The organism is Streptomyces sp. ALB3, assembly GCF_044385685.1.
In the GTDB taxonomy this organism is placed as follows: domain Bacteria; phylum Actinomycetota; class Actinomycetes; order Streptomycetales; family Streptomycetaceae; genus Streptomyces.
Genome location: NZ_JBISCE010000026.1, coordinates 21,349 through 34,183, shown reverse-complemented (window position 1 = coordinate 34,183; position 12,835 = coordinate 21,349). Strand labels below are relative to the sequence as shown.

Sequence of the window (12,835 nt, the reverse complement as noted above, 5' to 3'; positions counted from 1 at the left end):
GACCTGGCATGTGTCCTATAACACATTGTGTGGTCGACTCAGCATGGGCATTACATACATATGATGAACAACTGTTGACAGGAAGCGCACAAGAAGCTGCGTGCCCACCCGTCACACCTCGAATGACGCGAGAGGCGTGAGGCCTGGCGTCCAGGCTGCGGAGCATTCCTGTGTCAAAGGTGTCTCGTCGTACGGCTCTAGGTGCCCTCAGTCTCAGCGCCGTCGGCTTCGCCGGCTATCAACTGCGCGGACAAGACGAAGTCCTGCCCACGCGTCCGGCAGCACGAACCGGCAACAACCTAATCGTCCGGGAGAACAAGGCGATCGGTTCGGACCAGTGGCCGCTGGGGCGTGACGGCCTCAAGGGCGTGACCGATGATCTTGCCCAAATCCAAGGCTACGCATCAGCGACCTCGGTCACCCATGGCGAACCCATCGATTTCCACATCTCGTCCCACATCGCACAACAATGCACCATAACGGTCTATCGCATCGGCCACTACGACGCCGTCGGTGCCCGGCACCTCCTGACCAGCGAGCCGGTGAAGGTAAAGCCGCAGAAGAAGCCGGAGCCGCAGCCCGAGACCGGGCTCATATCCTGCGACTGGCCGGTCACCTGGACACTGGACATACCAAAGACGTGGATCTCCGGCCTATTCTTGGCCGTCTTCACCTCCCAGGACGGCTACCGCAGCTACACGCCGTTCGTCGTGCGTGAGACCGCCCGCCGCTCAGATGTCCTGATGATCCTCCCCTTCACCACGTACCAGGCGTACAACATGTGGCCGCTCGACGGCCGCACGGGGAAGAACCTCTACAAGGGATACACCGCCGACGGAAAGATAGGCGGCAACCCGGAACGTGCGTTCAAGGTCTCCTTCGACCGGCCTTACATGCAGCTCGGCCTGCCCCGCTGGTTCGACATGGACATGAGTACGGCACGGTGGGCGGAGAGTTCCGGCTACGACATCACCTACGCGACCAGCCTCGACCTGCACGAGGGGCGCATCAATCCGGCACACTACACCGCGATCGTCTTCTCCGGACACGACGAATACTGGTCCAAAGAGATGCGCGACTGCGCCGAGGAAGCGGTAGCCGCTGGAACCCACCTGGCGTTCCTCGCCTCCAACAACATCTACTTCCACATACGGCTCGAGACAGGCGCCGAGGACCGTCCCTCCCGCGTGGTGACCTGCTACAAGGAAGCCCCGGACCCAGAGCCCAGCGACGCCGGTCCGACCGTGCGATGGCGCCACCTCGGCAAGAAGCACCACAAGGCCGAACAGCGACTGATGGGCGTCCAGTACAACGGCATCCTTGCAAAGCCTGCCCCCCTCGTGGTCAGCGAGAGCAAGCACTGGTTCTGGTCCGGCACAGGACTGCGGGACAGCGACGAAATCCCGGACCTGGTCGCCGTCGAAGCAGACGGTTTCAACCCCTCGATGCCGCAGCCCGCCGACACCAAGCAGACACTCCTCGCCTCATCCCCCTACGTCGACAGCCGCAACCGGGCCCGAGCCATGCAGAACACCAGCCTTTGCGAGAACTACCAAGGCACCCTCGTTTTCGTTGCCGGCACATTCCACTGGCCACTCGCCCTCAACGATTCCGACTACGTCAGCCCCCATGTCCAGCGAGCCACCAGCAATCTCTTGAACCGCATGCTCGAGCCCCGCAGTACGCAGTAAGGGCTGACAGCGTCCAGAGCGTCGGCCACACCCCCTTCGAAGTCGCCGCCTTCCTACGCCCCCGACGCGCCTGCGCACTCCCAGGCATCGGGTCGGCCACCGCCCGCACGCTCACCCGCTACGGCATCAACACCGTCGGCGACATCGCCGACACCCGACTCGCCACACTCCAGCGGATCCTCGGCATCGCCGCCGGCCGCCAAGCACACGACCGAGCCCACGGCACCGACGACCGCCCCGTCATCCCCGCTGCCGCCCCCAGAACGCTCACCCGCACCCACAGGCAGATAGAGGCAAATCTCGACACGCAGATGCGGGGGCACCTGGGCACCAAATCGCACGTCCAAACACATCTGCACGTCCTGACGGACAACGCATGGGCCTACAGCAAGGGCCTGGCCAGGAAACAGGCCTCACCAATATCGGCGCGACCGGCAAACTCACCCGCCCCTACCGGGTCCAGTACCAACGGCAAGGTCGAACGCTTCAACCGCACCCTCGCAGACGAATGGGCCTACCGCCGGCCCTATACCTCCAACGACGAGCGGACAGCGGCCCTGGCAGACTTCCTCCACACCTAGAACCGTCACCACTGCCACACCGCACTCGGAGGCAGCCTTCGATCAGCCGAGTGAACAACCCTGCGGGTCGATACAGCTAAGCCAAGACGTCGATGCGCCCTGCACACGCGTTGAGGATGACGTGGAGGTCAGCACACGCCGGGCCGTCGGCATTCGAATCAGCCGCTTTGATTTCGACCGGCACTTTGCTTTCCAGACCGACCTTGTGGTGGAAGTCCTCGCTGGATCCGGCCGTCACGGCATCCTGACCGTGGTCCGGATCCGTTGAGTCACACCGAGGTGTGGGCACGCTGCTGGTGCTCTGCCGGACGCGTGCCAGCTGGCTGCAGCGGTGCTTTGTGCGGGGGTGGTGAGAGGAGGCCCCGCCTTTCCCGCGGGGAGGCGGAGCCTCCCGGTCCTGCGGTCTCGGAGCCGCGGGGCCATGTGGGTCAGCTTGGCACTGGTGTCAGCGTCGTGCCGTCACCTTGCGGCTGCGTGTTCCGGCTCCTTGGACAAGACGAGGGCGATGATCTTGGCGATGTCGACGACGCGGGAGATGATTTCGGGCTGGATGGAGTCGGCCCACGGGTAGTAGTTGTTTCGCAACTGCTGCTCTGACCGGATTGGTCCGCTGGAAGCTCGCGGTGTTCGGCACGGACGGGCCTCGCCAATCCTCCGTAGGCTGGTGATCGCCTATGAAGGGGTCGGAATGAACGGCAATCCGCTATACCACTGGATAGCGCTGGCAGTGTCCACGGCGCTCATGCTGCCGATGCCTGTGGCGATGCTGGCGGGGTGGAGCCGCCGTGGATGCGCAAGCGACAAGCCGGGATGCGGCTTCGCGCCTACGGCGTTTTGTGCATCTACGCCCTCATGCTAGTCAACAGCATCCCCCGAATCGCCGACGCTTCGTTCGAGACGGTCATGGCCGTCAGCAGCGTCGGCTTGGGGTTCCGCCGCCGCTGCGGTCCTGTTCCTGCTCTCGGCACGCAAGGATTCAGGCGCCCGGACAGCTGGCCCAGGCGCACCTCGGGAAGGCTGAGTAGCCATTTCTCAGCCAGCTTGGGCCTGGGCCTGCTATCGGCCTGCCCGACTGGCTGTCGTATCCTTCAGCCGTGTCGACCCGGTGGCGGTCTCTGGGTAGTGCGTTTTGGGGCGTGGACCGGGCGCTTGGTGGACAGAGGCGCCCGACTCGGATTCAGAAGTGGGTGGCCCGGCACCCGGTCGGCGCCGGCCTCTGCATGGCTGTGCCCTTTGCGTTCTTCTTCCTGATGGTGTCGCCTGAGGACGAATCTGACGGCCCGGTGGTAGCAGCGCTGGCCGGACTGGTTGTGTGGCTCCTCTTCGCTCTGACAGCGGCTGGAGAGCGGCTGCGGCAGCGTCGGCTCACACGTCTGGGGCTCTGAGACGGTTCTTGAGAGCTCGGGGATCGGATCTCGACGGTGACGTCGTTGAAGGCGAGTAGCTGTTTCTGACGCTGGGCCCGCCCTGATAGGGGACGTATCTTGATCGCGTGAAGAGACGGCGCTGGTGGTCTGTGGTCAGCTTGTGGGTTGCGTGGTGTGCGGCTCTTACCGCTGCCTTCTTGGGCTTGGGGATGCTGCTCGACGAGCCGACGAGTCTCGCGGGCTGTGCGGCGAGCGCGGTGCTGGTGTTTGTCGTCGGCGAAGTCGGTGACCGTCTGCGGCGTCGCTTCTTCTCTCGCCGGGAGACGGGCTGACGGATCGGCGGGTCCGCCTCTTGCTACTTCGCCCGACCGGTTCGGACGAGCCGCCTGGTCATGAGCGTGATCGCGGCCCAGGTGATCAGGGTCTCGGAGTGCTGGATGAGCCGTTCGTAGTCCCGGGCGTGCCGACTGGCGTTCATCATCCAGGCCAGGCTTCGTTCAACGACCCAGCGTCGGGGCGCACGACGAAGCCGGAGGTGTCCTTGGGGCGGCTGACGGTCTTGATCGTGAGGTTCATGTGCCTTTTTGCCCAGGTCACGAGCTTTCCCGCGTAGGCTCGGTCGGCCCAGAGGAGGGTGATCTCGGGGTGCATCAGCCGCAGGCGGAAGAGGACTTCCTTGGCGGCGGCGGAGTGGTGCAGGTCGGCTGGGGTAACCATCACCATCAGCGGCAGGCCGCGGGTGTCGACCACGAGGTGCCGCTTGCGGCCATTGATTTTTTGCCTGCGTCGTAGCCGCGGCTCGTCCCTCCCGAGCACGGCGGAGTCGGTGGGCGGCCACCGCAAATGGCTCCTGGTCAGCGGCGGCTGGTGGACGACGCGCTCGCCGTAGACGAACCGGGAGGGGCGGGAGCCGTCCACGGAGATTTAGATCCTGTTCGTGCTCCTCCTCAAGCCTCCCGCCCTTCAAGAGGGTTTCCGTGACGAGCTCCTCCGCGTACATGTACCTGTCGTCGCGCGGGACCGGCTGGGAGGCACCTTCGGCACGCGTCCTCTCCGCCGCCCTGTGCAACACCTGGGCCGCGGACAGCGTGGTCATCCGTGGTGCGTCCGCGCCCGTTCCACAGCCGTCCCCCCGCCGTCCCCGCCTTCTTCGAGGACGACCGTCCCGGCCACCGCCGCTGTGGCCACCGTGGCGAACCCGGCACGCAGCACAAGGCGCCTGGACGGCATAACGGCTTGCGGCAGACCGGCCGGTGGCACCACGGCCCGCAGCAGACCGGTCCGTCGCCCTTCCTTCGCCACGGCTGCCGCCAGCCGGGCGCGGCCGGTGGCGCGGGCCCCCTCGGTGAGTGCGGGCACCTTGGCCTCCAGCTCCCGCAGCGCGTTGAGGTCATGCATCGCCGGACTCCTCGTGTTCGTTGTGGAGCCGGGTGGGATCCGGACCCTTAAGAGTGACGCCTCTCACCTGCGGCGATGCCGAAACACCGGACATAGCCACCCGTTTCCATCCGGTCACATCCCCCTCGATCCCGCTCGAGCGGGGATCGGTTAGGCGTTCCCCACACCGCTCCCGCCGCAGGCGCGCTCTGCTCTTGGTCGGCATCGGCGTGGCGCGAGGCCCCCGGGCCACACCAGACTTCGCGCGGTACGGCTCCGGCAGCACGCTGTAGTGCCGGCCCGCCCTTGGCTCCGGGCGGAGGCTTCTGACGGTACGAGCGGGCCCGCTGGACGGCGGCTCGTGCTGCCGTCCAGCGGAGCGCTTCTGCGCCCCCGGAGATCGAGGAAAGACGTCGAGCCCACGTTCCGCCTAGGACTCGGGCCCGGGGAGGTTGAGACGCTGGTGGACCAATCGGGCGAAGTGACTCAGGGTCCGTCCGGTGGCCAAGTCGGCCGGCCCGAGGCGGATGGCGAACTGATCACGGGCGCCGACGAGGAACTGCATGCCGAGCAGGGAGTCGAGTCCGAAGTCGGTGACGGGCCGGGCGGGGTCCAGGTCGGCCTGATCGGTTTGCAGGACTCCGGCGAGGAGATGGCCGAGCGCTTCGGTGATCTTTTGCACCGCCTCGTCCGCCGGCAGGGCTGCCAACGTCCCCAGGAGCTCGTTGCGGTCGTCCGGGGAGGCGAGGGAGGAGGACGGCACCAGGCGGGCGAACCGTGGGGTGGCCAGAGCTGGCAGCAGGTGACGTGCGGTTCCCCAGCGGTAGCGTCCCGCTCCGGCGACGTCGGCACCGGCGGCCACGAGGTGGCCGGCGATCGTCAGGGCCTCTGCGGGGGCGAGGAGCTCAAGGCCCCGTTCGGCCATGGCCGCCTCCATGCCGCTGCGGGCGACGTACCCGGTTTCGCTGAGGGGGCCCCAGGCCAATGCCGTACCCGCCTTACCGGCGCTGAGCCGGGCCCGTGCGCGTGCTTCAAGGTATGCGTTGGCAGCCGCGTAGGCTGCCTGGCCCGCGTTGCCGATGGTGGCGGATACGGAGGAGTAGGTGACGAAAAGGTCCAGGTCATGGTCTGCGGTGAGCCGGTCCAGGAGTGCCGCGCCGGCCGCCTTAGGCGCCAGCACAGCGGCGAAACGGTCGTCGGTGAGCTCGGACAGCGGCGCGTCGTCCATGTGCATGGCCGCGTGCACGAGGCCGCGCAACTGATGTCCTGTGGCGTCCACCGTCTCGATGACCCCGCGCACTGCGGTGACGTCGGTGACGTCGGCGGCGTAGGCCGTGGCATGAACCCCGCGTTCGGTGAGTCGCCGGAGCAGGGCGGGTGCCTCGGGAGTGTCAGCTCCGCGGCGTGAGAGCAGGGCCAGATGCCGGGCCCCGTGGTCGGCCAGCCAGTGGGCCGTGGCGGCACCGAGACCGCTCAGCCCACCGGTGATCAGGTAGGTGCCGTCGTGGTCGAGGGTGAGGGTGCCGGGCGCGGGTTCGACGAGGACGGGCTCGTCCAGGGGGTCGAAGGTGATGACGACCTTGCCGGTGTGCCGGGAGTGCTGCAGGAGGTGGAAGGCCTCCTCGATACGGGCGGCGGGGTAGGCCGTGTGGGGCAGCGGCCGGTAGGAACCGCGGCTGATCTGTTCGTCGAAGACCGAGATGAGACGGGAGCGTAGGGCCGGGGACTCCATGACGGCATCGAGGTTGAAGGCGCTGAAGGTGAGGCTGCGGTGGAAGGGGCGCAGCGTCATCGGATTGTTGAGGTAGATGTCCCTCTTGCCGAGTTCGATGAACCGCCCATTGGGGCGCAGCAGGTCGAGGTTGTGGGCGATGGCTTCGCCGCTGAGGGAGTTCACCACGACGTCGACGCCCTGGCCGCCGGTCAGTTCCCGTACCTGGGGGACGAAGTCCAGGCTGCGGGAGTCGAGGACGTGTTCGGCACCGAGTGTGCGGAGCAGGTCGCGCTTGGTCTCCGTACCGGCGGTCGCGATGACCCGGGCGCCTTGGTTGCGGGCGCACTGCAGGACGGCCAGGCCCACGGCTCCGGCTCCCCCGTGGACGAGTACGGTCTCCCCGCGGCCGAGGCAGGCCTGGGTGACCAGGGTGTGGTGGACGGTCAGGAACGCTACGGGGAAGGTTGACGCCTCCGCGAAGCTCATCCCCTCGGGAATGCGGACGAGGGCGGCAGCGACGGTCGTCGCGTGGGAGGCGAGGGCCGCGGGCACGAGGCCGCAGACCCTGTCGCCCGGCTTCAGGTCCTGCACGCCTGGCCCCACGGCGCGTACGATGCCGGCGCCGTCCGTTCCCAGTCCTCGGCTGAGGGGGCTGTTCTCCACCGCTTCGGGCGGCAGCAGGCCGTTGGCCCGCATGGGGTCGCGGTAGTTCAGGGCCACGGCCCGCATGTCGAGGGCCACCTCTCCCGGCCCGGGTTCGGGGAGGTCGGTCTGCCGCCAGATCAGCCGTCGGCGCAGGCTCGGGTCGCGGGCTTCCAGGATGAACGGCGTGTCGGCAGGTGCGGCGGGGGGCTCGCTCTCCGGATGCTGGACGTGCCGGGGCACGAAACGGCCGTGCGCGGTCAGGACGATCTCGTCCTCCTGAGCGCTCTCCTCGTTGTCGGTTGCAAGGAGTTCTCCCGCGAGGCGGTGTGCGTCGGCGGCCGTCGCACCGCTGCGCTGCCAGGAAAGACGTCGCACGCGCAGATCTGGTCGCTCGTTGGCGAGGGTGCGGCAGGTGGCCCAGACGGCCGCGTCGTCCGGATGCGTGGGCTGCTCGGGATTCGGGAACAAGCCCGTCGGGCGGGTGACGAGCCACAGCTTGGGGCTCGTTCGGCCGTGGAGGCTGTCGCAGGCTGCGGCCAGAGCGCGCAGGAAGGCGGCGCGACGGGTGGTCACCGTGACGACGGTCTGCCGCGGTCCGGGTTCGGCGAGCAGCAGGACGACGTGGGGCTCGCGGTCGGTGGTCAGCGCCCCGGCCCAGACGCCGACGTCCTCGGACGCGGTGACGACGGTGGCCTCGCCTAGAAGATCGGCCAGGGCCTGTGCGGTCTGCCTTTCGGTGTCGTCCTCGACGGCGATGACCCAGAAGGCAGCGGGAGCCGGTGCCGAGGCCGGTTCCTCGGTCTCGGCGGCAGGGCTGTGGGCAGCTGCGGCGAGGATGACGGAACAGTCCTCGGGCCCGGTCTGCACCGGGTCGGGGAAGCCGCAACGGCGTAGCAGCGGTGCCCACTGTTCACGGGTGAGGATGCGGGAGACGGGGCGCAGGGAATGATCGCCCCGCTCCCAGAAGTCCTCCACCGTGCCGAACAGCAAGGCCTGCAGTTGCGCGTGGTGCTGCTCGGTAGCCAGCAGGTGGCCGCCGGGAGCCAGCAGGGTGTGCAGACGCCGCAGAGTGGCAGCCAGATCATGGGTGGCGTGCACGGCGTCGCCGGCCAGGACGAGGTCGAATTCGGCTCGGTGCAGGCCTTGGTCGCTCGGGTCGGTGTCCAGGTCCAGGACGCGGTAGTCGACGAAATCATGGCTGGCGAAACGGTGTTCGGCGCGGGTGAGACCGGCGGCGTTGGCGGCTGTGCAGGTGTAGCGGGTCCGATCGGCCGGCAGCACGGGCAGCGCGGCTGCCGTCAGAGCACTGGTGGTCGCGCCGATTTCCAGGACGCGCAGCGGCCGGTCGGCGGGCCACCGGGCGACGATGTCGCCGAGAAGGGCCTGCACGGCGCGGTGAGTGAAGCGGTGCGCCGGACTGGTCTCGCGGAGTTGGTCGTACGCGCTGTCTCCTGGTGGCAGGAGGTCGTGTGCGTCGGCGCTGCCGCGCACCAGGTCGGCCAGGTGGCGCAGATGCCGGTTGAGGAGCAGTGTGTCGGACCCGAACGCGGGATGGTCCTCCACGAGGTCGCGCAGCAGGGTCTCCGGGCGGAATTCGGCTTCGGTCAGCTGCCAGGTTTCTCCGACCGTCCGGGCGAGGCCGTGCTCGACGAGCAGGGGAAGCATCAGCCGGACCAGCCGGCGGTGTTGGGGCTGAAGCCCTCCGCTCACCAGATCGCGCATCGCGAACGGGGCGGCCGGGTCGGCGAGAAGGCCGTGCAGCGTCCGGGCCCAACAGTGGGCTCCGGTCCGTTCGGCGGCGGCGACGAACCGGTGGTGGCCGCTGTCGTCCAGGGCGGCGCGTGCGGCGGTGATACGGGGCTCGGCCGCGTGCGCCACCTCGGCAGGAACGGGAAGCGGAGACGGAAGTGCGGGCGTGCCTGTGCGCGGGGCGGCTCGCAGAACGGTGCGCTGGACCGCCAAGGGGGTGTGTTCCGTCATGGCGCCGCGGCGGGTACGGCAGCCGTCGATCTCGACGGTGACCGTGCCGTCCGCGTCGGCGTAGGTGATGTCCCAGCAGATCTCGTTGGCACTTCGGCTGCGGCGGCGCAGATGCACGATCCCGGCGGTCGCCGGGGTGCGCCACACGCGCACGGACCCGAACACCGACGGCAGGAAGCCAGCGGTTTCCGCAGTGAGTTCGGACAGGGCGACGGTGGCCTGCAGCGGTGCGTCGAGAAGTACCGGGTGGGCGGTGTAGGCGTCGGCGGGGTGCCGGAGCCGGTAGGAGAGCAGTACCTCCCCTTCACCGACGTCCAAGTGCTCGATGAGCTGGAAGGCCGGCCCGCAGTTCAGTCCGATGCGGTGGCATGCCCGGTAGAACGCCGCACTGTCGAGGCCTTTGTGACAGCGGGCTCGAAGGGCGTCGACGTCGAGCGGAGGCGGGGCTGTGCCGAGCAGGGTGCGGACCTGGGCTCGTACAGCGGGCCGGCACTCGCCGCCGTGTTCCTCGCGGACGCTGATGGTCAGGGCGCCGTCATCGGGAGTGACGGAGGTTTGCAGGGCGATCGGCGTCGGGTCCGGCCAGGGCAGGGCCAGCGGGCGGCTGATCTCCAGATGCCGTACTTCGACCGGCCGCTCCATGGCGCGGAAGCCGGCGCTCAGGGCCATCTCCACATAAGCGGCGGCGGGCATGAGTACGTCGTGCCCGATCTTGTGGTCACCCAGCCAGGGCACCAGCTGTGGCTCGACGGTGCCATGCCATACGGGGTGCGGGGCGGGCATCCGTTCGCCCACCAGCGGGTGGTCGAGGGTACCGGAGCCGCTGGTATGAGCAATGCGGTCATGCGCGGTGCCGTGCCAGTACCGCTCGTGCTGCCACGGGTAGGCGGGCAGCTCAGCCACCCGGCCGGGGCGGGGGAAGTGGAGCTGCCAGTCCGTGGCCGGGTCGGCGGCGAGCAGCGCGGCGACCGTGCCCGCGGTCTCGCGCAGGCCGTCCCCGTCCCGGTGCAGGGTCGCGCTGTAGGAGAGGTCGGTGTGGCGCAGGTAGGGCCGTAGGACCGGGTGCGGACCGATCTCGACCACGCTGCCGACGCCCTCAGACACGAGATGGGTGACGGCCTCCGCGAAACGGACCGGTTCCCGGACGTTACGCCACCAGTAGCGTGCGTCCAGCTCGGGCCCGCTCAGCGGTGTGCCGGTGACGGTGGAGATGAACGGAATCCGGGCCTGGCCGGGGGTCAGTCCTTGGAGGGCGGTGCACAGGGGTTCCTCGATGGGGTCCATGGCCCGGCTGTGGAAGGCGTAGTCCAGGTCCAGCTCACGGAAGAAGATGCCCCGGTCGGCCAGGTCCCTGCCCCATGCCAGGAGTGCGTCGGCTGAACCGGCGACGGTCACGGCACGGTCACTGTTGATCCCCGCGATCTCCAGCGCGCCGTCGTAGCGCAGCAGTTCCTCGCGGGCCTGTTGCTCGCCCAGTCCGACGGCGGCCATGCGGCCCCTGCCAGCTGTGGTGGCCTGGGTGCGGCTGCGTTCGGCGAGGACTTGTGCCGCCTGCTGCAGGGTCAGGATTCCGGCGGAGTAGGCGGCGGCGACTTCACCGACGCTGTGCCCCGCGACCGCCCGCGGCCGCACCCCGTGCGAAGCCAGCAGCGCGGTCAGGCCGACCTGTACGGCGAACAGGGCGGGCTGGGAGATCTCGGTACGCTGCCAGGTACGCGGGGAGGGGTACGCCAGCTCCTTGGCCACCGACCAGCCCAGGTGCGGGGCGAGGGCCGCGTCGGCGTCCTCGACGGCCGCGCGGAAGACCGGCTCGTGCTCCAGTAGGTCCGCGGCCATGCCAGGCCACTGCGAGGCGTTGCCTGAGAACACGAAGGCGGTACCGCCTTGCGCGTTCTTTCGTACGATCGCTCCGCGGGCGGGCTCCCCGGCCACCAGCCGGTCCAGCTGCCGGGCGGCGTCCTGCGGGTCGGCGGCCATGACCGCCGCGCGGTGCGGGTGGGCACCGCGCCGCACCGTGCTTGTATAGGCCAGGTCGTAGAAATCCTCGGGCTGGGCGGCTCTCAGGCGCTCAGCCACCCCGCCGGCCAGTTGCTTCAGCGCCTTGGGAGAGCGGGCGGAGACGACCAGCGGAATCGGGCGGTGGTCCGGAGTCCGCTCCGGCCCGGGCTGGGGGGCGCATGGGGGCGGAGTCAGGACGGCGTGGGCGTTCGCTCCGCCGAAGCCGAAGGCGTTCACGCCCACGGCCGCCGCTTGTCCCGAGGGCAGCCGGACGGGCTCGACCGTCAAGGACAGCCCGAGACCGTCGAAGTCGATCGCGGGGTTGAGCGGAAGGGCGTGCAAGGACGCGGGCGCGATCCGGTGGCGCAGCACCAGGATTGCCTTGAGCAGGCCCGCCATCCCGGAGGCTGGTTCCAGATGGCCCAGGTTGCTCTTCACCGACCCGAACGGCAGGGGCCCGCTACGCCGGTGGCGGGCCAGCGCCCGGCCGATGGCCTCGGCTTCCGCCGGGTCCCCGACCTGGGTGCCCGTGCCGTGGGCCTCGAAGTACACCAAGTCGTCCGCACTGATCCCGGCCTCCGCGTAGACCGCGTGCAGCAGCGCCTCCTGGCCCTCGGCGCTGGGCACGATCATGCCGGTGCTGCGGCCGTCGGTGTTATTGCCGGTGGCCGCGAGCACGGCGTGGACGCGGTCGCCGTCGGCCAGGGCATCCTCGAGACACTTGAGGACGAGCACCGCACCGCCTTCCGCGCGGACGAATCCGTCGGCGTTCGCGGAGAAGGCCGAGCAGCGTCCGCGTCGCGACAGCATGCCCGCGTAGGAGAATCCGGCGAAAGAGTAGGGGCTGCTCAGCACGTTGATGCCGCCGACCAGGGCGACACGGCTGGAACCCTCGTGCAGGGTGCGGCAGGCACGGTCCACCGCGACCAGCGCGGAGGAGCAAGCGGTATCGATCGCCATGCTGGGACCGCGCAGGTCGAAGGCGTACGACATCCGGTTGGCCGTGATGGACAGCGTGGCACCGGGCATGGTGTGCGGGCTCTTGTGATCCTGCAGCAGGGTGAGCGTCGTGCCGTAGGCGGGGTCGGACACCCCCACGTAGACGCAGGTATCCGACCCTGCCAGCGATTCGACGGGAATGGCGGCGTCGTCCAGTGCTTCCGCGGCCATCTCCAGCAGGAGCCGCTGCTGCGGGTCGATGTGCCGCGCCTCGGCGGGCGAAATCCCGAAATAGGCGGCGTCGAACGAGGCCACGTCCGGGAGGAACCCTCCCGCCGCGGTGTAACTGCGGCCAGGACGTACGGCCCCCGGGTCGACCATCCTGTCCCTGGGCAGCCGGTCGGCGGGCATCTCACCGACCATGTCCTGCCCGTCACGCAGCACGGACCACAATCCGTCCAGGTCGTTGATTCCTCCGGGAAGCCGGCAACCCACGCCCACTACCGCCACGGACCGTTCACGCCGCTGCTCTGCCACGTCTCC

The 12,835-nt window shown here is 68.9% G+C and carries 6 protein-coding genes and 3 pseudogenes; 5 read left to right on the top strand and 4 right to left on the bottom strand.

Annotated features, from left to right (window positions below):
- Nucleotides 1–179 precede the first annotated feature (179 nt).
- The 4 genes and pseudogenes from ACHFIV_RS12020 (at nt 180) to ACHFIV_RS12005 (ending at nt 2,540) form a co-directional block, all read left to right on the top strand.
- A complete protein-coding gene (locus ACHFIV_RS12020) occupies nt 180–1,691 on the top strand; it encodes a N,N-dimethylformamidase beta subunit family domain-containing protein (RefSeq protein ID WP_398966754.1) in 1,512 nt (503 codons plus the stop codon).
- Nucleotides 1,583–1,861, top strand: a pseudogene (locus ACHFIV_RS12015) (hypothetical protein); the annotation flags it as partial. The gene ACHFIV_RS12020 and the pseudogene ACHFIV_RS12015, both read left to right, overlap by 109 nt.
- A gap of 189 nt (nt 1,862–2,050) precedes the next feature.
- Nucleotides 2,051–2,352: pseudogene (locus ACHFIV_RS12010) on the top strand (integrase core domain-containing protein); the annotation flags it as partial.
- 41 nt (nt 2,353–2,393) lie between these two features.
- Nucleotides 2,394–2,540, top strand: a complete 147-nt coding sequence (locus tag ACHFIV_RS12005) for a hypothetical protein (protein ID WP_398966751.1) — start codon at nt 2,394–2,396, stop codon at nt 2,538–2,540.
- A gap of 191 nt (nt 2,541–2,731) precedes the next feature.
- Here the strand turns inward: ACHFIV_RS12005 and ACHFIV_RS12000 are convergent, their stop codons facing one another.
- Nucleotides 2,732–2,857 carry a hypothetical protein gene (locus ACHFIV_RS12000; RefSeq protein WP_398966749.1) on the bottom strand — a complete coding sequence of 42 codons (126 nt, stop codon included), beginning with the start codon at nt 2,855–2,857 and terminating at the stop codon, nt 2,732–2,734.
- Nucleotides 2,858–3,848: 991 nt separating this feature from the next.
- Here ACHFIV_RS12000 and ACHFIV_RS11995 point away from each other — a divergent pair.
- A complete protein-coding gene (locus tag ACHFIV_RS11995; RefSeq protein ID WP_398966746.1) occupies nt 3,849–3,971 on the top strand; it encodes a hypothetical protein in 123 nt (40 codons plus the stop codon).
- Between the two features lie 35 nt (nt 3,972–4,006).
- Here ACHFIV_RS11995 and ACHFIV_RS11990 read toward each other — a convergent pair.
- The 3 genes and pseudogenes from ACHFIV_RS11990 to ACHFIV_RS11980 form a co-directional block, all read right to left on the bottom strand.
- A pseudogene (locus ACHFIV_RS11990) lies at nt 4,007–4,448 on the bottom strand (transposase); the annotation flags it as partial.
- A 283-nt stretch (nt 4,449–4,731) separates the two neighbouring features.
- Entirely contained in the window at nt 4,732–5,037 is a 306-nt protein-coding gene (locus ACHFIV_RS11985; protein ID WP_398966743.1) for a hypothetical protein, read from the bottom strand.
- Between the two features lie 409 nt (nt 5,038–5,446).
- Complete coding sequence (locus ACHFIV_RS11980) at nt 5,447–12,787, bottom strand: SDR family NAD(P)-dependent oxidoreductase (RefSeq protein ID WP_398968171.1); 7,341 nt, start codon at nt 12,785–12,787, stop codon at nt 5,447–5,449.
- Nucleotides 12,788–12,835 lie beyond the last annotated feature (48 nt).